Annotated in this window: 21 protein-coding genes and 1 pseudogene; 14 read left to right on the top strand and 8 right to left on the bottom strand. The window is 58.1% G+C overall.

Annotated features, from left to right (window positions below):
• Positions 1-11: 11 nt before the first annotated feature.
• The 7 genes from tssF to tssA form a co-directional block, all read right to left on the bottom strand.
• Positions 12-1,793: a type VI secretion system baseplate subunit TssF gene (gene tssF / locus Q2T52_RS13445; protein ID WP_302077245.1), complete on the bottom strand. Its 1,782-nt coding sequence runs from the start codon at positions 1,791-1,793 to the stop codon at positions 12-14.
• Entirely contained in the window at positions 1,786-2,295 is a 510-nt protein-coding gene (gene tssE / locus Q2T52_RS13440) for a type VI secretion system baseplate subunit TssE (protein WP_302077244.1), read from the bottom strand. The genes tssF and tssE overlap by 8 nt, the downstream gene beginning before the upstream one ends.
• Positions 2,288-3,127, bottom strand: a complete 840-nt coding sequence (locus Q2T52_RS13435; protein WP_302077243.1) for a type VI secretion system accessory protein TagJ — start codon at positions 3,125-3,127, stop codon at positions 2,288-2,290. The genes tssE and Q2T52_RS13435 overlap by 8 nt, the downstream gene beginning before the upstream one ends.
• Positions 3,124-4,515, bottom strand: coding sequence for a type VI secretion system contractile sheath large subunit (tssC, locus tag Q2T52_RS13430; RefSeq protein ID WP_302077242.1), 1,392 nt, complete (start codon positions 4,513-4,515; stop codon positions 3,124-3,126). The genes Q2T52_RS13435 and tssC (Q2T52_RS13430) overlap by 4 nt, the downstream gene beginning before the upstream one ends.
• A 61-nt stretch (positions 4,516-4,576) precedes the next feature.
• Entirely contained in the window at positions 4,577-6,055 is a 1,479-nt protein-coding gene (tssC, locus tag Q2T52_RS13425) for a type VI secretion system contractile sheath large subunit (protein ID WP_302077241.1), read from the bottom strand.
• 94 nt (positions 6,056-6,149) lie between these two features.
• Positions 6,150-6,659, bottom strand: a complete 510-nt coding sequence (tssB, locus tag Q2T52_RS13420) for a type VI secretion system contractile sheath small subunit (protein ID WP_302077240.1) — start codon at positions 6,657-6,659, stop codon at positions 6,150-6,152.
• Between the two features lie 87 nt (positions 6,660-6,746).
• Positions 6,747-7,820 carry a type VI secretion system protein TssA gene (gene tssA, locus Q2T52_RS13415; RefSeq protein ID WP_302077239.1) on the bottom strand — a complete coding sequence of 358 codons (1,074 nt, stop codon included), beginning with the start codon at positions 7,818-7,820 and terminating at the stop codon, positions 6,747-6,749.
• Positions 7,821-8,053: 233 nt separating this feature from the next.
• Between tssA and tssH the strand changes: the two genes are divergently transcribed.
• The 13 genes and pseudogenes from tssH to Q2T52_RS13350 all read left to right on the top strand — a co-directional run bounded on the left by tssH (position 8,054) and on the right by Q2T52_RS13350 (position 21,644).
• Entirely contained in the window at positions 8,054-10,825 is a 2,772-nt protein-coding gene (gene tssH / locus Q2T52_RS13410; protein WP_302077238.1) for a type VI secretion system ATPase TssH, read from the top strand.
• A 35-nt stretch (positions 10,826-10,860) separates the two neighbouring features.
• Entirely contained in the window at positions 10,861-11,337 is a 477-nt protein-coding gene (locus Q2T52_RS13405; RefSeq protein ID WP_302077237.1) for an Hcp family type VI secretion system effector, read from the top strand.
• Between the two features lie 145 nt (positions 11,338-11,482).
• The gene (locus Q2T52_RS13400) at positions 11,483-12,562 is read left to right on the top strand and encodes a hypothetical protein (protein WP_302077236.1); all 1,080 of its coding nucleotides are present in this window, start codon (positions 11,483-11,485) and stop codon (positions 12,560-12,562) included.
• A 133-nt stretch (positions 12,563-12,695) separates the two neighbouring features.
• Entirely contained in the window at positions 12,696-13,502 is an 807-nt protein-coding gene (locus tag Q2T52_RS13395; protein WP_302077235.1) for a hypothetical protein, read from the top strand.
• A 17-nt stretch (positions 13,503-13,519) separates the two neighbouring features.
• Positions 13,520-15,847 (top strand): type VI secretion system tip protein TssI/VgrG, encoded by a 2,328-nt coding sequence (tssI, locus tag Q2T52_RS13390; protein ID WP_302077234.1) that lies wholly within the window; start codon positions 13,520-13,522, stop codon positions 15,845-15,847.
• Positions 15,848-15,854: 7 nt separating this feature from the next.
• Positions 15,855-16,910, top strand: a complete 1,056-nt coding sequence (locus Q2T52_RS13385; RefSeq protein ID WP_302077233.1) for a DUF2169 family type VI secretion system accessory protein — start codon at positions 15,855-15,857, stop codon at positions 16,908-16,910.
• Positions 16,910-18,508, top strand: coding sequence for a DNA/RNA non-specific endonuclease (locus Q2T52_RS13380; protein ID WP_302077232.1), 1,599 nt, complete (start codon positions 16,910-16,912; stop codon positions 18,506-18,508). The genes Q2T52_RS13385 and Q2T52_RS13380 overlap by 1 nt, the downstream gene beginning before the upstream one ends.
• A gap of 8 nt (positions 18,509-18,516) precedes the next feature.
• Positions 18,517-18,858 carry a hypothetical protein gene (locus Q2T52_RS13375; protein ID WP_302077231.1) on the top strand — a complete coding sequence of 114 codons (342 nt, stop codon included), beginning with the start codon at positions 18,517-18,519 and terminating at the stop codon, positions 18,856-18,858.
• Positions 18,859-18,874: 16 nt separating this feature from the next.
• Positions 18,875-19,366: a hypothetical protein gene (locus tag Q2T52_RS13370; RefSeq protein ID WP_302077230.1), complete on the top strand. Its 492-nt coding sequence runs from the start codon at positions 18,875-18,877 to the stop codon at positions 19,364-19,366.
• A 120-nt stretch (positions 19,367-19,486) separates the two neighbouring features.
• The gene (locus Q2T52_RS13365) at positions 19,487-19,936 is read left to right on the top strand and encodes a hypothetical protein (protein WP_302077229.1); all 450 of its coding nucleotides are present in this window, start codon (positions 19,487-19,489) and stop codon (positions 19,934-19,936) included.
• Positions 19,896-20,369: a tetratricopeptide repeat protein gene (locus Q2T52_RS13360; protein WP_302077228.1), complete on the top strand. Its 474-nt coding sequence runs from the start codon at positions 19,896-19,898 to the stop codon at positions 20,367-20,369. Before Q2T52_RS13365 ends, Q2T52_RS13360 begins: the two co-directional genes overlap by 41 nt.
• Before the next feature lie 55 nt (positions 20,370-20,424).
• Positions 20,425-20,754, top strand: a pseudogene (locus tag Q2T52_RS13355) (contractile injection system protein, VgrG/Pvc8 family); the annotation flags it as partial.
• 221 nt (positions 20,755-20,975) lie between these two features.
• The gene (locus tag Q2T52_RS13350; RefSeq protein ID WP_302077227.1) at positions 20,976-21,644 is read left to right on the top strand and encodes a GAD-like domain-containing protein; all 669 of its coding nucleotides are present in this window, start codon (positions 20,976-20,978) and stop codon (positions 21,642-21,644) included.
• Here Q2T52_RS13350 and Q2T52_RS13345 read toward each other — a convergent pair.
• Positions 21,608-22,561, bottom strand: coding sequence for a LysR substrate-binding domain-containing protein (locus Q2T52_RS13345; protein ID WP_436799532.1), 954 nt, complete (start codon positions 22,559-22,561; stop codon positions 21,608-21,610). The genes Q2T52_RS13350 and Q2T52_RS13345 overlap by 37 nt on opposite strands.
• Positions 22,562-22,792: 231 nt before the next feature.
• Between Q2T52_RS13345 and amaB the strand changes: the two genes are divergently transcribed.
• On the top strand, positions 22,793-24,325 hold the full coding sequence (gene amaB, locus Q2T52_RS13340) for an L-piperidine-6-carboxylate dehydrogenase (protein ID WP_302077225.1): 1,533 nt from the start codon (positions 22,793-22,795) through the stop codon (positions 24,323-24,325).
• Positions 24,326-24,371 lie beyond the last annotated feature (46 nt).

Raw genomic sequence — 24,371 nt, 5'->3', positions numbered from 1 at the left:
TGCATCTCCTCCTACAGCAACGGCCGTTCGGCAGCCCGTGCGGGCCACCGGGCAATGGGTTCGTTCTTCCCCCGCATCCGCGCGGTTAGGCGCGTAAAACTGTTGATCGAGGTATAGAGGCCCAGGAAGCGATCCAGCACGCTCGCGAACAGATAGGCAGCTGCATCGTCGATCACGTTCGGATCGAAAGTGATGGTGATATCTGTTCCCGGCACCATGCTTCCTTGCGGCATGCGGGCGAGCGAAGGCTGCGCATCGACGCTAATGATCGCTTCTGCAAACTGGCGTGTCTCCGGACTGTCACGGAAGGCGTAGAGCGAGAGAATGTCCTTCAGCGCGCCGCCGTTTCCATCGGTCAGCGAAAGGTGGTTGAGCAGCAGATGCGAGATCAGACGCCAGCTTCGGCCTTGCTGGTCGTTCATGCGGACCGACGATGTCGGCGGGATGAGCGCTTTCGCAGCTCCAACCGCCTCGTGGCCGGATGCTAGCTGAAGATGGGGGTGTCCGCCGCCGAAGGGCAATTGTTCCGGGAGCTCCCGGTTGAGGCAAAGCGCCTCGATGCTGGCGACCGTACCGACCGGGCTGGCATAGCGGCGATGCCGGTCGATAAAGGCGATGTCCGTGTCGCTCGTACCATCCTCTTCCTCGAAGCGGCGATAGGTCTGCCAGAAGGTGGTAGTCGCCTCCGTGCGATGCGACTGGCCGAAAAACGGGCGGCTCGTTTCCTGCTGGCCGCGCGCATCGGTCAGCACGACCCGTTCGACGCCGTAGATTTCCCGGGTCTTTTGGCGCCGGGCGTCCGCCACCAGCCGGTATTCCGTGCGAGCGCCATCGATGGCGACAGGTTCGCAGGACCGGCGAAACAGGTTGACCACCGGCGTGGCATGCAGGGCAAAGTCCTGCTTCGAAACCGTTCGCTCCAGCTTCGGGTTCGCCTGCTCCAGATAGACAAAGATCTCCAGCACGTCTTCCCGCCAGTTTTGCAGTCCGTCGATTTGGAAGAAGAGGTATTTCTGCGGAAGCGCGAAGAACTCGGTCAGCAGCCGGTATCCTTCGAAACTGGGTGCCGGGTAAGGCAGCATGGATTGCGAGGCATCAAAGCCGAGCGGTCTTAATTGCGAGGGTCGGAGGTATAGCGGAGCGGTATCTCCGGAATGGCGGGCGAGAGCGATCCCGACCGTGTGATTGCACAGAAGTTCATGGATGGAGATCGCCTGCTGCCAGGGCGCGGTAATGTGGAAGGTCAAGCCGGAAAGGCCGATGCTGGAAAGCGAGCGACGCGGATCAAGGCTGCGCACAGAAAGCCTCAGGCAACCCGTCACACCACCAAAGGGGCTAGCCGGCGCATCGATCGGCTGTCCCATCAGTTTCGCCTCCGCCAGTTCGACCGGGGCAATATTGACGTCCTGAGTGGTGCGGAAACGGCAGCTTTCTCCACCGATCGCTTCGGTGAGGATTTCCGTGTGCCGTGGAATGCGCTGTTCGCCGGCAAGCGTCTTTGACGGCTCAAACTGGACAACAGACATGGAGGGGAGGGGCGCCAGGTAATGCGGATAGAGCGTCTCCAGCATGCTGTCGGTCAGCTCGGGAAACTCGTCATCCAGCTTCTGGCGCACGCGGGCGGCCGAATAGGCAAAGCTCTGAATGAGACGTTCCACATGTGGATCGTCCACCACTTCGCCAGTCATGCGCAGGCGCCCGGCGATCTTGGGAAAGCTCTCGGCAAAACGGCTGGCCCGCTGCCTGAGCGCCGCCAGCTCCTCGTTATAGCGCGCCAGAAAACCTTCAGCCATCACCGCCCTCCACATGGAACCGCTGCGTCGATGGGTCGATGGTCGACTCGAAGCTGATTGGCGGCATGCCATCGTGCAGACGGAAGGTCGCTTCTATGCGCATTCGGAGTGCTCGCTCCGTCACACTCCGACTTTTCAGGATCGTCACCTGTACATTGGAGAGCCGGGTTTCGAAGCGGCTGATGCTGCGTTCGATGGAGCGGGCAAGCGAAAGCTTGGCCTCGTCAGTCATCAGATTGACGGATACGCCCGCATCGACACCGTAGGTCTGCAAGGAGTCCTGAAGTTCGCGCAGTTCCGATGCCGGGGATCGGATGCAGCGCCGCGTGTTGAGCAGCATTTCCAAGTCGCGGCGGATGGCTTCGCGCATTTCCCGCACCTGCGTGACATAGCTCACCGGCGGGTCCGCCGGGCTGTAGGGCGCGTCATCCAGAAGCCTGTCGAGAACCGAGCGGGCCAGCTGTCTTTCGCGAGGACGGTAACTGTCAAGCGGATCAGCCATGGGCGCGCCTCAAAGCAATGGCCTGCGCTTGCGGCGACACACCCTGCAGCTGCTGGATTTCATCCAACGACACCAGGTCGTCGCCGGCGAGAAAGCAGCGCTGTCCGCGCCCGGTCGTGATGCCGGTCGGTTCCTCGACCCAGTCCGTCGCCTGGCCCAGTCGTAGGTTTTCACTCTGCGGATCCGTGCCGTAGTAGATGGCGGGCAGCAAAACAGGTGCGACTGCCCCGTCCACCAGCGTCAATTGCGCAGGACGGAAAGCGAGATCGCGCGGGCGGCTGATGGGATCGATCGACAACGCGGCGATGCGGGAAAAATCGATCCAAAGATAGGCACCTCCCGACATCACCACTTCCAGCGCGTGCGGCGTGCGGTCATCGAGATCGCGAAGATCCGCGATATCATGGCCCTTCCACCGCATTGCTTGCGGCCCGCGCTCTGCCTCCAGCGCCGCCAGCGCGCCAACGGTGGCATCGCGATCTCCCTCGCGATGGGAGACGCCGAGCTTCAGTGCCAGTTTGTCCAGATCTGTCGGTCCCTCCGGAAAGTCCGGAGCAGCGCCATGCTCAAACCATGCGGCACGCGCCGCCATGCCCCGCAATTGATTGCGCAAATGCGCGAAACCCATCACCGCCTGCGGTTCCAGTGTCGCCGCAATGCCGCACTGATTGTCGGCCCGCTCGTAGTCTCCCGCCAGAATGAGGAGGTCGATATAGAGATGACGCGCGTCCACGTCGGACGGATTGCTTTTCAGTTTTGCCTTGGCAAGTTCGCTCGCCTCGTGAAGATGGCTCTTGCGCAGCAGGCTGGAAATGTCTTCGAACAGGGTCATGCGGGGATCCTTTCGCGTCTGTCTGGGCCTGCCGACCGGGACACGCCTTCGGGGTTCGTTTCGGCAATCAGGTGGAAGCTCGTCGAGATGTCATCGAGCTGGAAATGCGGCTGCAAACGGACGGTACAGGCGAAACTGCCAGGCTTGCCGGGCAGCTCGGAGACGGAAATGCCCGCCGAACGAAGCGGATAACGCGTGCGCAGTGACAAGTCCGCATCGTCATTGCCGAGGGTGTAGCCGGTCAGCCATCCATCCAGGCGTCTCTCCAGGCTTTGCGCATCGGTGAGCTTGCCGATCTCGTCGCGCATGATGACCTTGAGGTAATGGCTGAAGCGTGAGGCGCATAGAACATATTGCAGCATCGCGGCCAGCCGCGCATTCTGCCGTGCACTGTCGTTGGTGTAGCGGGAGGGCGAGTGCAGCGACGGGTTGGAATTGAAGATGGCATTGGCGGTCAGGTAGGTCACGCCGATCGGGATGATCCCCAGTTCACTCAGGAGTTGCTCATGATAGCTGGAAAGACGCACCTCGACCGGTGGCTGTGCGCCAAGGTTTTCGCTTTCAATACCAAGTTCCAGCGGCGAAAGCTCGTCATAGGAGAGCAGACCGCCATCGGCAGCATCCTGCGTCACACCCCTGATGTCCGCAAACCAGCCGGTCTCGATGAAATTGCGGATGATCACGGCTGCAAATGCAAAGGCGCCATTGCCCCAAAGGAGGGTGCTGCCATCGGCAGCAATGCGTTCCCGGAACGGAAATGGATCGCAGCGATTGCGGTCATTTGGCTTCATCGGTTGACGCATCAACACCCGCGGCGCGACGAGGCCTACGAAGCGCGCGTCGTCGCTGGCGCGCAGACTGTTCCAGCGCAGCCGCTGCGGATCTGTCGAGAGCCAGGAGAAATCCTGGATGCGGTTCAGTTCGGAAAAATCCTGCAGCCCGACAGAATAAGGAGTAGCGCCCGCGATGAAGGGGCAAAAGGCTGCCGCCGCAACCGTGGAGATATGCGAGAGACTGCTGACGGCGTCAGCCTCTTCCGGCTCGGTGGGAGAGAAGTTGAAATCCCCTAGCAGGAGGCCGAAGGGTTCACCTCCCGGCATGCCGAATTCGCGACTGTAGATCAGTTCGAACAGGTGGCTCTGGTCGAAATCGGCGGCGCGCTCCAGCGAGCGGGCGAGTTCTCTCCATCCGACGCTGAGCAGCTTAATCTTGACATCGCGACTGTGAGACGACCGCCGCACCAGCATGGCAAGACCGCGCCAGCGCGCCTCCATCGCCTGGAATTCGGCGTGGTGAATGATAACGTTCAGCTGTGTGTTCAGTGCCTCGTCGATCAGGCAGATCAGGCGATCTGCCAGTCTCCGTGCGTCGGTCGGACTGTCCAGCATGGCTGTGCTCGCGAAACAATTGGCCGTGGAGGGACGGTTTAAGGCCGCCCCTCCAGTGACATCAGTTCTTGGAAGGAATACGCGCCACCATTCGCAGCGAGGTGGTCAGTTCTTCCATCTGCAGCCATGGGCGCATCCAGGCGACGGCATTATAGGAGCCGGGCCTGCCCGGAATTTCCTGCACGGTCACCTTCGCATCGCGAAGCGGATACTTCGCTCGAGATTCTTCGCCTGCCTCGTCATTGGCGTTGACATAGTTGGAAATCCAGCGGTTGAGCCAGGCTTCGCAATCTTTTGCTTCCATGAAGGAGCCGATCTTGTCGCGTCCCATCACCTTGAGATAGTGGGCAAAGCGAGAGGTCGCCATCATGTAAGGCAGGCGGGCCGAGACGGCCGCATTGGCAGTCGCTTCCGGGCGGTCATAGATCTTCGGTTTGTGTGCCGTTTGTGCACCGAAGAAGACCGCGTAGTCAGTGTTCTTATAATGGCAGAGCGGCAAAAAGCCGAGCTTGCCGAGTTCGGCGTCGCGGCGATCGGTGATGCCGACTTCCGTCGGGCATTTCAGATCCTGGTCGCCATCGTCGCTGGAGAAGATGTGCATCGGCAGGTTCTCGACCTTGCCGCCATTTTCAGCGCCGCGGATGGCTGTGCACCAGCCGCTCTTGGCGAATGCATCCGTCAGTCGCGTCCCAAGGACGTAGGCAGCGTTCATCCAGCAATAGGAATCGTGCGTTAGTTCACCTGTCTCCGATCCGCCAGTCTCATCATAGTTGAACTGGTCCACCGGAATGGTCTTAGGACCATACGGCATACGAGAGAGAACGCGGGGCATGGCAAGCGTGACAAAGCGTGAGTCATCGCTGTCGCGGAAGCTCCGCCATTTCGCATATTCCACCGTTTCGAAGATCTTTTCGAGATCACGCGGCTTTGCAAGTTCAGTGAAATTCTCGAAGCCGAACATGTGCGGGCTGGCAGCTGAAATGAACGGCGCGAAGGACGCAGCGGCAATCATGGAAACGCCCTGAAGCAGTTGCACGTCCTCGAACGAATTGTCGAACTCGTAGTCGCCGATAAGGGCACCCATCGGCTCACCGCCGGGTGTGCCGAATTCGTCTTCATAGACCGACTTGAACAATCGGGACTGATCGAACTCCACGGCCTTGGCGAGGTCCCTGGAGATGTCCCGCTTGGATGCGTTCAGGACGCGGATCTTCAGGTTGACGCTCGTCTCGGTGTTCTTGACCAGATAGTTCAGGCCGCGCCATGCGCCTTCTAGCTTGACGAACTCCGGTGTGTGCATGATCGCCGCAAGCTGCGAGGAGATTGCCTTGTCGATTTCGGCGATCGCCTTGTTCAGGGTGATGGTCAGGTTGCGGTCGTAGGAAACCGTGCCCTTCAGCGCCTGGTCTGTCAGTGTGCGCAGAAGATTTTGGGCGCGGTCCGGTTCTGTCTGACGAGTGGCGGCAACCACCTTGGACAGCAGATCTTCCTCCTCAATGCCCGCAAGCTCTTTAAGCTGTACCTGTGTATCAGCACTCATGTCTCGATCCTTCCAGTGGCGGCGAGCCGATCGTCTCGCGCTCTCAATTCCAGGTCACCTGATAGGGTCAGGGTATCCGGGCGGCTGTCAGTGGTCAGTTCGTGGCGGATTTCTTTTCGCCAAGCTGCGCAACAAGCTTGGCCAGGTCGCCCTTGTTCTGAAGAATGTCCTCCAGCAGGCGCTCCAGTTCCTCGGAACGATCGGCCTTGCTCATGAGATCCCGCAGCTCGTTGCGCGCATCCAGCAGCGCTTTCAAAGCCGGTACCTGCTCCACAATCGCGCCGGGTTCGAAGTCCTCCATTTTTTCGAACTTCAGGGAAACATTCATCATGCTTCCATCGTTCTGAAGGGTGTTCTCGACGGAGAGCTGCAGGCCTGGCGTCATGCGCCGCATGACATCGTCGAAGTTATCGCGGTCGATCTGGACGAACTTGCGTTCCCCAAAAGGCTTGAGAGGCTGAGTGGGATTGCCGGAAAAATCCCCCAGCACTCCCACAACGAAAGGAAGCTCCTTGACTACCATCGCACCTTCGGTTTCCACCTCATACTTGATGTGGACTCTCGGTTTGCGAACTCGCTCCAACTTTTCATGTACGCTTGCCATTGAACGTCTCCTTGTTGGCGTCTGGCATACTCATTGGTGAAAGTGTTCAGCTGTGGCGCCTTGCGCCTTCTGAAGTTTTCAATGACATCAACTGGTGTCTGCCCCGGACCGAATGCCTGCTGCAGTCAGCACCGCCTGCCGTTGGTGGGCATCGGGCAGCAACTCCGTCAGCAGCTCCGAAAAATCCATCCGACCGCGACGGACCAGCGTTTCGATCGACATCGACATGGGGGAATGGGGCTCTGCTTTTCGGAAGTAGCGGGCGACCGCCTGAAGAATGTCGAAGGCTTCCTCTCGAGAGGAAATCTGCTCCGCCGCCTGTCGACGGGTCATGGCGATAGCCCCATTGCTCCCGCTATCAGGAGCATCCGCATTTTCAGAACTTGGAGCTGCGGCCTGCGCTGAACTTGCGGAGATCGCCTCATTCTCAGGAATTTTGGACAGAAAACGCAGTGCCGTCAGCGCTTCATGCAAAACATTGCGTGTATTGGAGCTGGGGGGCGCGCTGTCCCCGCAGCGCTCGCTAAGTATTTCTGTGATTCGGTCGAACAGCGAAATGCACTCCATCAGAACGTTCAGATGTTCTGCAATGTGAGCGACATTCGCATCTGCGATGGCATTCTCCAGCGCCTCTCGTTTACGCTCCTCACCCGGACGTTGCGACACCTGGAAATCCCAAAGCGTGTGCTGGCCATATTTTGCGCCTGGTACCAGTGAAGTCAGACGGATAGCCTGAATCAGTGTCCCTTCGCTGCCAACGCCGTTGAGACCTGCCAGCGGCGCAAATCTTTCTTCGTCGTCCTCTTCGCCGATCGAATGCAGCTCCTCGAAGTATTGTTCTAAAAGCGACACCGTCACCCGATACATGTTGCGCAAACCACGGTAGCCTTCGAGCCTCAGTTGCGCCTCCGTCAGCCAGGCAAGCACCTCGATATCCTTGCCAAAAGAAGCAAAAATCTGCAATCCAAGATTGTTAACCTCCTGCCACAAAGGAGAAGTGCCAATATTTTCACCCGGTGTAACCGCACGCTCAGAAGCTCTAGCCATACCTCTGGCGTCTTTAATTTTAAAATATACATCCTTGTATGAAGTATTAATTCTGATGTTTTCGCCGCATGGCTGAATTGAACTAATGGGGTCCGCTAAAGTTTCGATATTCATCTCAGCTCCGTCTCCGTGCATGGACAGATTAGATGTCATTCGACACCATAAATGGAGGAGTGTGACTTATAATCAAGATCCAAAAAATGTGACAAAACTGCGTCAAATTTAGATTTGCTCTAAAGTTGAGTGATGGTCGCTTTTTTCTCTGGACTTCTGATCGAGGCCGCCCTAGCTCTATCGGCGCAACCAATGCGTGGAATTACGACTTCGAAGAGGACGGAGTTTTTCGTATGCCATACATCGATCTTGACCGCCTCGTAGGCCGCCTCGGCCCTTCTTTGCGTGTCGGTCTTGAGACAGGTGCCTCTATCGCTGCGCGCCTTCAACACCAGAGCGTGGACGTCGTACACTGGTTGCGAGGTCTGCTGGATAGTGCAGACGCCACGTCAGCGCTTGTCAATTTCGGGGTCGATCAGGAAGCCATGCGCCGAGAGCTCGATGCATCGATTGCGGAGCTTGGTCGAGGCGATGGTGCTTCCTTGGTGCTTTCGCAGAATGTGCTGGCTCTTTGTCGCGAGGCTTGGCTGCTGAGCTCTCTTCAAGCGGGGCGAAACGCGATCCATCTCGGCGATATCGTGGTGGCGATGCTGGAGGATAGTACCCTCCGCGCCTATGTCCGCGGCACAGTCCCAGCTCTGTTGCGTGCCGACCGTACGCGCGTCGATGCTGCACGGGATGCGCATAGCGAGGGTGCCGAAGATAAGGTCGCAAGTGTGCCGCCCAGTACGGCTGGTACGAACGAATTTCTGCGCCTCTACACGCGTGACATGACGGCCGAGGCGCGCCATGGCAAGCTGGATGCCGTGATCGGCCGTCAGCGAGAGCTTCGCCAAGTCATTGATATTCTCATGCGTAGACGCCAGAACAACCCAATTCTGGTCGGCGAGCCCGGCGTTGGAAAAACGGCCGTCGTTGAAGCCTTTGCCATAGGGATTGCCGCGGGCGAAGTGCCGGAGCGTCTCCGCGATGTTCGCCTTCTTTCGCTGGATCTTACGCTGTTGCAGGCGGGCGCGGGGGTTAAGGGTGAATTCGAGCGGCGTCTTCACGGCGTCGTGGACGCGGTGAAGAACTCACCTGAACCGATCATTGTTTTTATCGATGAAGCCCACGGGCTTATAGGCGCGGGTAGCGCGCCCGGGCAGGGTGACGCAGCCAACATTCTGAAGCCGGCGCTTGCGCGGGGAGAGTTGCGAACCATCGCCGCCACCACATGGAGCGAATACAAGCGCTTCATCGAAAAAGATGCGGCTTTGACGAGGCGCTTCCAGACAGTGCAAGTTCTGGAGCCTGACGAGGCAACAGCGATCCAGATGGTTCGCGGAATAGCCAATGGTCTGAAAAAGCATCATGGCGTTCGTATTCGGGACGAGGCGATACGGGCCTCAGTTGAATTGACGGCCCGCTACATTCCCGCTCGCCAGCTACCCGATAAGGCCATCAGCGTTCTCGACACTGCCGCAGCTTTTGTGGCCCTATCCCGGCAAGCGACGCCTGGCGCTCTTGATGACCGTCGCCGAGAACTGGAACTCCTAGAGGCGGAGGAGACTTGGCTGAAATCCGAGCATGGCGCCGATGATCGTGATGAACGCCTCTCCTCAATCGCCCGAAACATTGAGGTTATCGAAGCGGAAATTTCACATCTGGAGACAAAGCTCGAGGCGGAATTGCGTCTGTCTTCTGAGGCTGATCGGCTGGAACATCTTCTCGCTGCCGATGAGGACATTCCCGCGCCTGTCGAACGGGAGGCCGACGAGGAGGCGGGTGCTAAAATCACGACATTGCAGGCCTCCTTGCGATCATCGGATTCCCCAGTGATCGCGCTTCGCCAGATCGAGAAGAGCCTTGGCGAAATCGCCGGAGATGAGCCCCTTGTTTCGCGTGTCGTGGATCGCGACGTGGTGGCGGCTGTGGTTTCGCGCTGGACCGGCATCCCGGTTGGCAAGCTTCTGTCAGATCATATCGATGCGGTCAGATCGCTTGACGATCAGTTGAAGCGTCGAGTGCTTGGGCAGGAAGCTGCTCTATCCCGGATCGCCAATGCGATGCGGGCCGCGCGCGCAGGCCTTTCTGATCCCAATCGACCGCCTGCGGTATTTCTTCTGGTGGGAATGTCCGGCACGGGCAAGACGGAGACGGCGCTCTCCGTTGCAGACATGCTCTATGGCGGCAACCAGCATATGACGACCATCAACATGTCGGAGTTCAAGGAGGAGCATAAGATTTCCATGCTCCTCGGCTCGCCGCCGGGCTATGTCGGCTATGGTGAGGGCGGTGTTTTGACGGAGGCGGTGCGGCGGCGGCCTTACGGCGTGTTGTTGCTGGACGAGATCGACAAGGCACATCCCGGCGTCCAGGAGATCTTCTATCAGGTCTTCGATAAGGGAACGTTGCGCGATGGAGAAGGACGCGACATCGATTTCCGCAACACCACCATCTTCATGACAGCGAATACGGGATCGGAACTTCTGGCTTCGCTGGCCGCTGATCCCGACACAATGCCGGAAGGTGAGGCGCTTGAGGCCCTTCTGCTCCCCGAACTTCAGAAGCAGTTCAAGCCTGCCTTCCTAGGCCGCACGACTATTTTGCCTTTCATGCCGCTCGGTAGCGAGAGCCTGCTCGGCATCGTTGACATCCATCTTGAGCGCATACGCGACCGGGTTCGAGACACCTATGGTGCCGATCTGGTGATCGCTTCCGAAGCGCGCTCTGCACTGGCTGCAAAAGCCCGCCATAGCGAGATGGGCGCGCGCGCCATCGAAGTGATGATCATGCGGGATCTGATGCCGGTCCTTTCGTCATCACTTCTGGAAACGCTCACACACCGCAAGAGGATCGAGCGTATCGATATCAGGCATGACGGATCCGGTTTCCGTGTGGAAACGCAGAGCCGTGATGCCATCCCGGAATCCGCGGAGGCTGCATCGGCAGGCTCTCCGGATGAAGAAGCCCCGGTTCGCAAGCGCGCCAGGGGAGGAGCACGACGCCGTGCCGACGTGCCGTAAACAGCAAACCAAAAATTGCACAGGAGAGCTGACGCATGCCGATTTACCTGCAGATCGATGGAATTCAGGGTGACGCTACCCATGAGCAGCATCGCAAATGGATGGATATCGAGGCCATCCACTGGAATGTTTCCCGCAACATGAATACGTCCGCAGGTTCTGCGGCAAACCGCGAAGCATCGGAGCCAACCGTTTCGGAAGTGATCCTCACCAAGGTGAGCGATTCCTCCTCGACGAAGCTTTTCCAGGAAGCTTGCTCCGGCCGCACTGGCAAACGTGCGACCATTCATATGGTCACCACGGGCAACCCGGGTGAAACCTATATCGAATACACGCTGACAAACACGCTGCTCGCCAGCTATTCGATCGATTCCAACGGCGATCGCCCGGTGGAAACCATCAAGCTGAACTTCACCAAGATGGAAGTGAAGTACACCCCGTTCGACGAGAACCAGTCGCCGCAGTCGCCGATGATTGCGTCGTACGATCTTGCGACCACGAAGGCGGCCTGACGCTTTCTCCCAGGGTGGTGCCGGCTTCGGCCGGCGCCGCTTTTCAGATGATCGGTCGCATTGCGGTTTTGCGGACACGCGATCGATCCGCTCTTTGCAAAGACGACCGGGAGAATCCTCCCGCTTTGGACAACGGAGAAAGATCATGTCTTCCGCGAAAGAACGCCTGAACAATATCATGATCGACATCGACGATATCAAATCGCGGTGGGAGGTAAATGTCGGCAGCCCTTACGTGCGCGCTTACGATGCCGCCGTTGATAACTTCAATCGCGAAACGAAGGCTCAGGGTGAGCGTGATCGTGCTCTTGCCGAACTTTTCGTGTTCGGCGCCTCGATCCTGACGGGCAGTATCATGATGGCTGCATTTGCGACGACGTCAGTGCGTGTTCTCGCTGGTCGCGCGATGCTCAACGTCATCTGCAACAACAACCTCAATCGTACTTTCGAAATGGTCCATGCCGCATCCGGCAACAAGACCGTTATGTTCGCTCTGGGCGGTGTGCTTGATCAGGCGAAGAAGATCGCCGGCGAGCATGTAAAAACTGCTTCCGAACGATTAGTCGCCAGCACCTCTATCGCGTCGGCACCTACATCCGTCAATTACATGACGCGCATCAGCGATTTCATTAAGCGCAGTGGCAGTTGTTTGCATGAACTGCTGAAAGGCGTGCGCGATGACAGCTCTATTTCGGAAAGCGATAAAGCCAAGGTGGCAGATCTGGCGGCATCCATTCCTTTCTGCAATCCGCCATCGGGCAATCGCATCGACGAGCAACGTCTTGCACAGAAAATGGAGCTGCTTTTTTACATGGCGGCTGTCCTGGACTCCGATCAGCTCGTAACCTACGCACCCGCAACCGGCGGCGACACTGTCGCAGGCATGGGCCGTGATGTTGAATACAGCCGGAAATCCATCGCGCAGATGCCGTCCGCGACGGATTATCCCAAGGCAACGGCCCCGCGTTACACCGGGCGACCATTCCAGCCTTTCGAGCCTGGGCAGAAGATCGAATACAACAATATCGGTTCCGGCATTCGCGACCGCATCAACAAGCTCAGCATGGCGACCGGCAACGGCCAATTCTATCCGCAGCAGAATTTTGCCGAAAAACTGCTGATCGACCCGACCAGCATGACGCAGATGGTCAAGGCCGAGCAGATCATCAACCGTCTGGCGACGGAAGCGCGTCCCCGCCAGTTGACTGATGTCCGGATGATCTGACGTGACAGGGAATTGGCCTCACATGCTAGGCAAGCAGCCTTTTGCAGGACTGGGGAATCGTCTCGCGGGCGTCGTCCTCGCCTCCGCATTTTGCCTGTCCGCTGGGTCTGCGGCCAGAGCGGATCCCGCCTCCGTGGACCAGTCTCTCTTGCAGATCGAACAGATCCACAGCCGCCTTCAAGCTGTGCCCACGCTGGTGGAAGGCGCCGCTCAAGCCGCTCAAGCGGATGGTGTGCGGGGTGTGTCTGACCTCAAGCCACTGCTGGAGAAGGCGGTCGCGGCTTCCTTCAAGGCTGACGCAATCGAGGAGCGCCTCTCGGAAGACTTGGGCACGGGCGGGACTATCGCCGCTGACAGCACGGCCTTCGCAAAAGCCGCCCAGGCTTTCGCAAAGGCCAGCAAGGCCTATGGAGGGCAGACAGCCGCCATCTCGGGCGAGGGACTGACACCTGAAGTGAAATCCCATCTGACGGACGGTGAAAGCGGCGCGCGGATCGCAAGGCTGGTAGAGGCGATGGCGTCTCCGGACTTGGCGGGCGAAACGGCGTTTACCGGGCAGGTCATGTATGTGGCCCTGGAAACCTTCACCAATTCCAGCGCCGCAGAATTGCGCGACATGTCCCTGGACACGCTCAACCAACAAATGGCGGGCGTTCTTAAGACTTTGCGCGCCCGCACCAGCAATGAAAAACCACTGCCGAAGGATGTCGCTAGAGCGCAGGAAAAAAATCGCCTCGCTCTGATGCTTGCCAATCTCGCGCCGGACGATCTGAAGGCACTGTCGGATTTCTACGAAAGCGACGCTGGCAAGGCGAAGCGGGAGGCGCTGGTGGCTGGATATCGACAGGCCTCCGAGGACGCCAACTTCAAGATGCTGGACGCATTCTTTCGCCAACTGTCAGGCCAATTGAAGACCAATCCGAAGCTCCATCAAAACTGAACCGAGGTGAGGATCTCATGAACGACCAGCCATCTGCATCGGATTTCATCCAGGCGAGCCGCGTCTTGAAGATCGTCTCGCCGCTCGGTGAGGATCAGCTGCTGCCGGAGCGAGTGGTGATTGAGGAGGGGGTGAACCGTCTGTTCGAGATCAAGGTTTCTGCCCGCTCCAAGAAGCCGCAGGTGAAGCCGGAAGAGCTGATCGGCCGGCTGATGGATGTATCGCTGGAGATTTCCCAGGGTGGTGGCGAGGAAGGTTCTGCCGTGCGCCGCCCCTTCAACGGGCTGGTGACGGAGCTGAACGAGGGGCCGCCGATCACGCGCGGGCTTCGTGCCTATTCCATGGTGCTGCGGCCGCAGATGTGGCTGCTGTCGCGCCGGTCGGACTGCCGCATCTGGATGGATAAGACCTCGATCGACATCCTCAACACGCTTTTGTCCGAACACGGCATTCCTGCTGCTGATACATCGGGCGTGGTGACGCCGCCGCCGGTGCGTCATTACAGCGTGCAGTTCAACGAAACGGATCTGGATTACCTCACACGCCGGTTCGAGGAAGACGGGTTGTTCTACTGGTTCAGCCATGAGGATGGTCGCCACAAGCTGCATGTGGCGGACGGCGCCTCCGGCTGGCTGGGCCCATCGCCATCCGCGCAAGGCGAGGGGCGGGTGCGGCTGGCACAAGGCTCGTCCGACCGCAACCACATCAACGAATGGCAGCGGCGCTTCTCCTACGTGCCCGGCCAGCGGGCCGGCGCCGACTGGAATTTCGAGACACCGTCAATGGTGCCGGGCACGATGACGCCGTCGCTGATCCAGATGCCGGATGCCATCAAGCGCGAGCTTTACGAATATCCGGCGCGCATCTCCTCGGTGGAAGAGGCCGAGCGGGCGGAGAAGCTGCGTGTTCAGGCGACCGAAGCCGATCATGAGCGGGTCACCGGCGGCTCCACCTCACGCATTCTGGAGGCGGGCCGCCGGTTCACACCCTATGAGGTGGCGCATCCCGATCACAGTTACGAAGAGCACGTCATCATCTCCATCAAGCATGAGGTGGTGGATCGCTCCTATGAGGCGGCACCCGACATGCCGGAATACACCAACACGTTCGAAGCGCTGCCGTCGCGCGTTTCGCTGACCCCACACCGGGAAACCAAGCGACCTGTGATCGAGGGTACGCAGGTTGCTATCGTCGCCGGACCGCAAGGCGAGGAAATCCATCCGGATCAATATGGCCGCATCAAGCTTTGGTTTCCGTGGGACCGGAAGGCCAAGAAGGATGGCTCAGATACCTGCTGGGTGCGGGTGGCGCAAAGCTGGGGCGGCGGCACCTGGGGAGCACAGGTCATCCCGCGCATCGGCATGGAGGTGATGGTGGCCTTCGTGGATGGCAATCCCGACCGCCCGCTTGTCATTGGCGTGGTGCCCAACCCCGCCAATGCCGTGCCGTATGACCTTCCGGCCAACAAGACGCGCATGGTGTTGCGCTCCAACACCCACAAGGGCCAGGGCTTTAACGAGATCAGTTTTGAGGATGAGAATGGCCGCGAAAATCAGTTCTTCCACGCCCAGAAGGACCAGACCACCCGGGTGCTGAACGACCGCACCAAGCGGATCGACCGGCACGAGGTGGCCTCCATCGGCGGCAACCGGGCGGTCGAAGTCTCCGGCAACCAGAAGCACGAGATCGGCGGCTCGGTGAACACGGTGGTCGGCGGCACCGGCCCCATGGCAATGATGGCGATGGCGGGCGTGCAGGCGCTGTCCGGCCAGACGGCGGGGCTTCTTAGCCAGGCCGCGCAGATTGCCGGCGGTGGCGGGCCCGGCATTGCCGCCTTTGCAACCTCGCTCGCCTCCTCTGCGCTCGGCTTCCTCGGTGCAAGGGGGCTTTCGGCCCGCGAGGGCGTCGTCTCCGGCCCCAGCCCGCGGGCGGATGCGGGCACGGCGCTTGCCGGATCAGGCACAGGCGTGGGTGACGCGGCCTCCAGCCTGTTCCCGCTGCCCGGCATCATGAACACGATCGTCTCCACCTTCAAATCCGACAGCGTCGGCGTCGCCCGTGTTGAGCAGATCGGGGTCAGCAAGGTCACCAATGTGGGGCAGACCTCGCTGGAGAGTGTTGGGAAGTTCAAGAAGATCATCGTTGGCGAAGAGTTCGTCATCGAATGCGGCGCGTCGAAGTTCATCATGCGCAAGGATGGCACTGTGATCATCCTCGGCTCGCGATTCAATTTTACCGCCTCCGGCCCCACCCAGATCAATGGCGTCGTCGTTGATCTGAATAAACCCGGCGGCGGTTTCTCGGAAGCCGAACCCACATCGGCAGACAGCACGGCCAAGGGGTAGGCGCGCGATGTCGGTGGAGAACCACACACCGTTTCCGGCCCTGGCCTTCCGCCAATACAACATGGTCGGCGAGCTGATGGGCGTGGTCGTGGCGCGCGGAACCTTCAAACTAACAAAGGATGGCCCGCTTCAACTGGCGGATGAGCAATATCCGCTCGTGATGTCCGACACTTATGAAGGCGATCCGCACGAGACCCCGCATCTGGCTTGCACCGATTTGGCACCTTTCAAGCCGGGAACCGATGTCACGTTCGTCGGCGCGAGTTTTGCACCGGGCGGGAAGGCGCAATCCAGCTGGACATGCGGATTGAAAGTGGGGTCGGTGGATAAGCGTCTGCGTGTGCATGGGCCGCGCTTGTGGCGCGCCAGAACCCGCAAGACCTGGCGAGGCCTGATTGACCGCGACAAGGAGGATGCGCTCGACGGCTGGGAGCTGACGCCGGGCGATCCTGTGGCCTATGTTCCAATCGATTGGCGGTTAGCCTTCGGGGGGCGTCGCGATGAAGGAGAGCTCGAGGCGAACCCGCTAGGAATGGGCCTGGTGGGCCAGACCCGGTTCAAGCAGCAGCCGGAATGGCCTGCACCTCGGATCGAGCTTGAAGATCAGCCAATCCAATCCGTCACGGATCGACCGCAGCCGGCGGGCTTTGCCCCAATCTCCCCATTTTGGAAAGACCGCGCTGAGCTTGCCGGCACCTATGACGAGGATTGGGTGGAAAAGCGTCATCCGTTGCTGCCGGAGGATTTCGACTACGCCTTCTGGCAGGCAGCCCCGCGCGACCAGATTGCCGAACCATGGCTGGAAGGTAACGAGCCCTTCGAACTGACAAACCTTCTGCCGGGTTTTGAGAACCTCAGAGGCTCGCTTCCCGGTTTGGCGCTTCAGGTCTCGATTGAACAAGGCGCGGGCTCACAATCGGGTCTGATGGTTCTGGATGGCGTGCATTTCTATATGCGTCCGGGGGTTGGTCGCGTGTTTCTGACGTGGCGCTGCAATTTCCTTTGGCCGGAGAGAGAAGGGCTTCCGAGACTTGAAATGGCGCATGTGGTGGAGGGCGTCTGATGAGCGACGACGAACCTTCAGCCTCTCAGCCAGAACCGATGGAGTATGTTCGTGTTGACCCGGTGACGGGGAAACTGCAGCCCCTATCTTCGGCAAACCAAAATAAGCCAGCGATCCAGAAGCCGACAGCGCCCAACCCAGCCCCGCCTGAAGTGGTGAACAAGGAAGGCAAGGCGCTGGCGATCGTGACATCGCCCGATGTCTGCAGATCTCCCAAGGTACCAATCCCCTATATGACCTGGGGTATGGGGGAAGACGATCTGAACTACTCCCCCAACGTTCGCGCCAACGGCAAGGTGATCAAGCTCCAGACGTCGAAATTCTTTTGCTGTTACGGTGACGAACCGGGGGTCGGCAAGGGGGTCAAGTCAGGCACGGTCGGGGACGTTGTCGAACCTGTAACCTCATCCACCATCGTCAGGGCTAACGGGCAGTGGGTGCAGCGGCACACGGATCGATGCACGCTGAACAAGGGCAACGCCCCCGGTGAATACGTCTACGTCAAGTCGACCGAGACTCATAAAGCTCCGGACGGCAAGGATGCCCACGACAAGACGCGCGATGAGAAGATCGCCGAATACGCAAAGTCGAAGGGCTGGACGCGGGCGGCCGATGGCGGCTGGAACACCAATCCCGGTGGCTTCGGTTGGGCCTCCAACGAAAAAGTCGGCGAGGAGATGGACTATGTGAACAGCGGGCGCGGCAATGTTAAGCCGCTTTCGCTGGGGTCCGGCCCGTCCGAACTCAAAGCCTACAAACCTTCCCTGACAGAGCGGATCGAAGGCTCGGTGCAAAGTGGCTTGATGTCGCTCGGCATGGACAAATACTGGGCCGGTGAATACGGGCGCAGAGCCGGAACGGTCGCCGGCTTCGTTCCGGGTCTTGGGAATGCGATGGACGCTGACGATGCCAAGCGTTCGTTCAAATCCGGGCAATATCTTCTCGGCGGTATACAGACGGTCGGTGCCGCAACAGGTTTAGGCGTTGGAAAGATTGCCACCAAGGGCTTGACCAAGGGTGCAGAGAAACTCGTTCAGAAAGAGGCCGAGCAGGCGGCAGTCAAGGCGGCGGAGGAGAGGGCCGCAAAGGAGGCGGCAGAGTCGGCGGCGAAGAAAGAGGCGGATGCCGCAGCAAAGAAGAAGGCGGAGGCGGAGGCGGTCCAGGCAAGCGGAAAGGCTGGAGGGAGAATTACGGCTAACAGCTATGAGTACGAAATTGATGAGCTTGGTCGCACCGTAAGAGCCAAAGGAAAATTGAAATTAAAAAAAGCTCCGCGTAATACCGGCAACCAAAGGAAAGCGGGAGGGCCGGACCGCCTTAAGTCTGATCAAGGCGGTCATTTGATTGGGTCGCGCTTTAATGGGCCTTCGGAATTGTTCAATACAGTCGCCCAGAACCAGAATCTGAATCAGGGTGCCTGGAAAGCCATGGAAAATTCCTGGGAGCAAGCCTTGAAGTCCGGAAAGGAAGTGTATGTGGATGTGAAGCCAATTTATAACGGAAGTGCATTGAGACCTTCTGGTTTCGATGTCAAGTATAAGATAGACGGGAAGCCGTTTAGCCGTTCGTTCGAAAATGTATCTGGCCAGAAGTTTTAGGTGGAAAAATGTGGAAAGACGATGCGATCAACCAAAACATCGGAAGAATTGTTGAGATTCTTCAGCAAGATGCTCCTGACGATGTAGATGGCCTCATTTTTGTCGGGATGGTGCTGGACGGAGTGGTGGGTGTTACGGCGGAATATTTCACCAAGGGTGGAGAAAAAGCCTACCCGCGCAATTTTTTCGACTATGATGATGAATTGAAAAAAGAGCTTGCTGCTTTTTGGACCGTTTTTTCCTCAAACGGTGAGCAATGGAAGGCGGTGCGGGTGGAAGTCAATGAAGACGACGATTTTGATATAGAATTCGAATATGACAATCCTTATCGATGGGATGAGAGCCACTGATTGAGGAAGAGCGAATATGTTGTCAGGTGCCTCTCCTCGCATAATCGCTACACTCGACAAACTTGACTCTGTTGAGTGGTTCCGAAGGGTCGGCGACAAAGATCAGAGTAATGTTGATTTCGTCGAATCCTGGACGGAGGCAATCCAACACTGCGCCAGCGGCGATTGGGAAAGCCTCACTATGGAGGCGGCAAATCAGCTCAGAGAGCGAATATTCGAAGTTAATAAGGAGCGTTTAAATAAGTGGAATGAGATCCGTGATGTCGTAAAGCCGTTTTCAGATGCCTTGGTGAGCGATAAAATTGGTTCTGTCACTCAATCAAAAAAATTACCTCAGGTATTTGCGGACTGTGTGCGCTGGGATATATTCCATTTGTGCATGGAAGCCGAATATTCCGATATTGTGAAGCCGGGATTTTTTGCTTCGCTTTCATATTACTACGTCAGTGGACACTTCCCGTGCGGATTTTCCGGCGATTTTCCCAATGGCCGATTTGTTATATACTAGGAGCAATCTTGTTGCCCGGATGCACAAGAGCTCGATCGCCATCTTAATGGATACGCCGCTGTTCGCGCGTGGAGGCGGCGCTTAGACCTCGATTTCCCGCCAATTAAATAGCGAGGACCAATGGAAAAATGGCAAATATCGCCGGACCTTTCACAAAAGCTCGATGGTCTACTGCAGGCGGCTGGTGCCAAGAATCGTGAGGGAAAGGTTGCAGAGTCGCTCGAACTCGGCCAAGCGGCATGGGAACTGTTACCACCACCTCAGGAGGAGTGGGATTTCTATCCCCAGATCATGGCGCGCAGTATGGCGACGAAGTGTGCCGCCATCGGCGATGCTATTTCCACCAAGAAGTGGATCGAGATCACCTATCGCATGTATGACGACCCCGAACACAGGGACCATTTTGTCCTGATGCCGGAAGGACGCGCACTTCACCAACTCGGTTTATACGACGAGGCCTACGGTCTTTTCGCCAAGGTCTACGAAGTTTTCGGACGGCAAGGTTTTTCGGGTGAAGATGCGCCCTATCTTGAGTTTTACCTCAAGGAGCGTGCAAAGGGGCAGAATTAATATGGAAGAAGAACTGCCAGACGACATTTATGACCGCGTATCCGATCTGTCTGAGCGCGGTAACGATCTTTTGGAAGCGGGCCAGGCAGATGCAGCGATCGTCGCCTGGCAATCGGCGCTCGCTCTTTTGCCGGAGCCACGGCGGAAATGGGAGGCGGCAATGTGGCTTCATGCTTCCATCGGTGACGCACAGCAACAACAAGGAGAGACTGAGGCTGCGCTGTTATCCTTTCAGGAAGCTGCGGAGAGTGCGGATGGTTATGCGAATGGTTTCGTTCAACTCGGTATCGGTACCTGCCTCTTCGACCTTGGCCGCAAAGCGGAAAGCACGGACCATCTGCTGCGTGCCTTCATGGCAGAGGGCGAAGAAATTTTCGAGGAGTCCGATCCGAAATATTTTGATCATCTGCGCAGCCAAAAGCTGATCGATTAAAATCATCGGTAGCTAGCTAGGGGATCATCAGCAGAGTTAGTGTGCCTGCTTTGTGCCCTCGTTGGTGCCGGGCACGATGACGCCCTCGCTGATCCAGATGCCGGATGCGGTGAAGCGCGAGCTTTACGAATATCCAGCCCGCATCTCGTCGGTCGAGGAAGCGGAGCTGGCGGGGAAGCTTCGTGCTCAATCAACCGAAGCCGATCACGAGCGAGTCACCGGCGGCTCCACCTCATGCATTCTGGAGGCAGGCCGCCGGCTTACGCCCTATGAGGTGGCGCATCCCGATCACAATTAAGAAGAGCATGTCATCATCTCAATCCGCCATGAAGTGGTGGACCGCTCCTACGAGGCGGCACCCGATATGCCGGAATACACCAATAGCTGCGTGATCATCTTGATGTGGACCTAACATGAGTTTGTTCGATGATTGGACGATCCTTTGCAGCGATATCAACGCATTCCCGACCAGACACTGTCGCAAACTCCTCGGTTGGATCACAATGGAAGGGGCGAGGTTCTCAATCTGTAGAGGATTATGCAAAGTAACTTCAAGAACGCGGTTTTGGAAAAAGAAAAAATGCGCGTTAAATTGAGTATGTGCTAATGAGCTCTGATCTTGTTTCTTATCTAGATGAAATTCGAAATGGCGACGCAAAAGGGCAGCCCGTTCCGGATGGAATGTTGAACGAATTGCGTGATATTTTTCCTTCGGATTTGGTGCGCGCCTACCAGAAATTTGGGTGCCGCCTATTTAAGGGGGGGCTTATACAAACCTGTCTGCCTGGAGAGTTTGCTGGGACGTTGGCAATAATTTTTGGCTCAGATACTCAGTTTCATCATAAAAGTTGGCATGCTTTCGCCTATTCGTGTTTTGGAACGATATATATCTGGTCAAAAGAAATGGGCGTAGCGACCGTAGATCTTCTCAAGGGATCCATTAGCAGTCGCGGCGCTTTGGGCAAGATAAAGCAGGGCACCTTAATCGAAAACCAGATATTTGTCCCGTTCAGCGTGAGTGACGAAGCGTTAGATGCGACCGATGAAGCTGGCAACTTCTTATTCCAGCGCTCTGTAAAGAAATGTGGCCCGTTGGAAATCGGAGAGTGCTACGGGTTTGTGCCCGCTTTGGCGCCGGGCGGTGTAGCCGACATTGATCATGTCAAACGAATGAATGCGGCGGCCCATTTTTCAATCGTCGCGCAAACGATGAACTTCAATCTGATTGATGTTCAAGGCTACGGAAAATCGGTCGTCGTTCGGCCAATTGCCTGAGGTGCAGGTGCTTCACGGGGGCGTGCCACCTCGCCAAGGATCCATGCCTCAAAAGCCTGCGCCGTCACTTGGGTTCTCTTGTTCTCCGGCCGCACGATGTAATACCCATTTTCAGTGCGCATGGTGAGGTTGCATACGGCGACCAAAGCGCCAGACTGCAGTTCTTCCTCGATCAGATAGGTTGGCAGCAAAGCCATGCCCAAGCCAGTGACCGCTGCGGAGATCAACATCGAGAACTGGTCGAAACGCAGTCCATGGAAAGCATGCGATATGGCGACCCTATGATGCTGCGACCAGTCGGACCACAACTTCGGTCGGGTAGTAAGATGAAGCAGCGGTGTGGAGGCAATGGCATCTTGCATGCATGCCTCCAATGTTTTTGACGCAAGCGAGGGGCTGGCGACCGGCAGGACCGTTTCATGGCACAGAAAGGTCGATATCGCATTGGCCCAAGTGGGCTGGCCGAAGTGGATGGCCAGATCAAAATTTTCTTCTGCAAAGCTGAAGGAATGAGAGCGAGACTCAATCGAGAGAGCCACATCGGGATGCTCTGCGAGAAATCTGCCCAATCGTGGTACCAGCCACTTGGCGCCGAAGGTCGGCAATGTCGCGACTCTGAGCGACGAAGCCATCTTGCCCGTGGCCACGGCTTCAATCATCAGCCGCTCTGCCTGCACCAGCAATTGTCTTACTTCGGGAAGAAGCCTTGCGCCTGCCTCGGAGAGTACGACCCGCTGACGGACGCGCTCGAAAAGTTTCAAACCCGTCTGCCGTTCAAAATCTGCAATCTGCCGGCTGATGGCGCTTTGAGTGAGATGCAGTTCCTCCGCAGCGCGGGAGAAATTTTCGTGGCGAGCAGCGCATTCGAATGCCTGCAGGTTGATGAAGTCTGGCGTGAAGCTACGACGCATGATCATTCCCTCCTTGCATCAACCAAGCTCGAAAATTCACAAGACAGCCCTCGCGAACGCGCATATGGTGCACTTTCAGAATGAATTCGCATTTTCTGGCAGAAATGACCACCATTCCTTCGGCCAATGGTTCGATCATGATGCGGTTCTGTAGACGATCGCGCCAGTTGCCTTTCCTGCAGAGGTGCCGCACAGCGAACTGCCGAATGCGCACAGACGTTAATGGAGTACTCCACGATGAACATTGCAGCAAAGCCCACCTCCATCGCCGCAGAAGCCGCCGCCATTCTGGAGAGTCTCGGCGTCGATAAGGCCGCCTACACAAACGGCGATCTGAAATCCTTCTCGCCGATCACAGGCGAACAGACGGGTAGCCTGAAGACTGTTTCCGCGAGCGAAGCGACCGCCGTCATCGATCGCGCTGATGCCGCTTTCCGCACCTGGCGCCTGGTGCCCGCGCCGAAGCGCGGCGAGCTGGTGCGCCTTTTGGGTGAGGAACTGCGCGCCGCGAAGGCGGATCTCGGCCGTCTCGTTTCAATTGAAGCGGGCAAGATCCCGTCCGAAGGCTTGGGCGAAGTGCAGGAAATGATCGATATCTGCGATTTTGCAGTCGGTCTCTCGCGTCAGCTCTACGGTCTGACCATTGCGACCGAGCGCCCCGGTCACCGCATGATGGAAACCTGGCATCCGCTCGGCGTCATCGGCATCATTTCCGCCTTCAACTTCCCTGTCGCGGTCTGGGCGTGGAATGCGGCCCTCGCACTCGTTTGCGGCAATAGCGTCGTCTGGAAGCCATCCGAAAAGACGCCACTCACGGCGCTTGCTTCACAGGCTATTCTGGAGCGTGCGATCAAGCGCTTTGGTGACGCGCCGGAAGGTTTGGCTCAGGTTCTGATCGGCGATCGCACTGTTGGCGAAGTGCTGGTGGATCACCCGAAGGTGCCGCTGGTGTCCGCCACCGGTTCCACGCGCATGGGCCGTGAGGTTGGACCGCGCCTTGCCAAGCGCTTTGCCCGTGCGATCCTTGAACTCGGCGGCAACAATGGTGGGATTGTCTGCCCGTCTGCCGATCTCGACATGGCGCTGCGCGCCATCGCCTTCGGCGCCATGGGTACGGCGGGCCAGCGCTGCACGACGCTGCGCCGTCTCTTCGTGCATGACAGCGTGTATGATCAACTCGTTCCGCGCCTAAAAAAGGCCTATGCCAGCGTCTCCGTCGGCAACCCTCTGGATGGCGGCGCACTGGTCGGCCCGCTGATCGACAAACTGGCCTTTGATGCCATGCAGGAGGCGTTGGGCGAAGCCAGGGCGCATGGCGGCACTGTGCATGGCGGCGAGCGCGTGGATACCGGCAGCGCGGATGCCTATTACGTGAAGCCTGCGCTGGTGGAGATGCCGGCCCATGCCGGGCCTGTGCTGGAAGAAACCTTCGCGCCGATTCTCTATGTATTGAAGTACAGCGATTTCGACGCCGTGCTTGCCGATCACAACGCGGTCGGCGCCGGGCTGTCCTCCTCCATCTTCACGCTCGACATGCGCGAGGCTGAGCGTTTCCTCGCAGCCGATGGTTCGGATTGCGGCATTGCCAATGTCAATATCGGCACATCCGGCGCGGAAATCGGCGGCGCTTTCGGCGGCGAGAAGGAAACCGGCGGCGGCCGCGAGAGCGGTTCCGATGCATGGAAGGCCTATATGCGCCGGGCGACCAACACCGTGAACTACTCGAAATCCCTGCCGCTGGCGCAGGGTGTTTCATTCGACATCGAATAGCGGCCCGCTTCAGGCGTAGCGCTGGCCTGTTGTCGGCGCCATCGAT

This window comes from Rhizobium oryzicola, assembly GCF_030504645.1.
Classification (GTDB): Bacteria; Pseudomonadota; Alphaproteobacteria; order Rhizobiales; family Rhizobiaceae; genus Neorhizobium; species Neorhizobium oryzicola.
The sequence above is the reverse complement of the archived record's forward strand: the minus strand, read 5'-3'. Positions and strand labels throughout refer to the sequence as shown.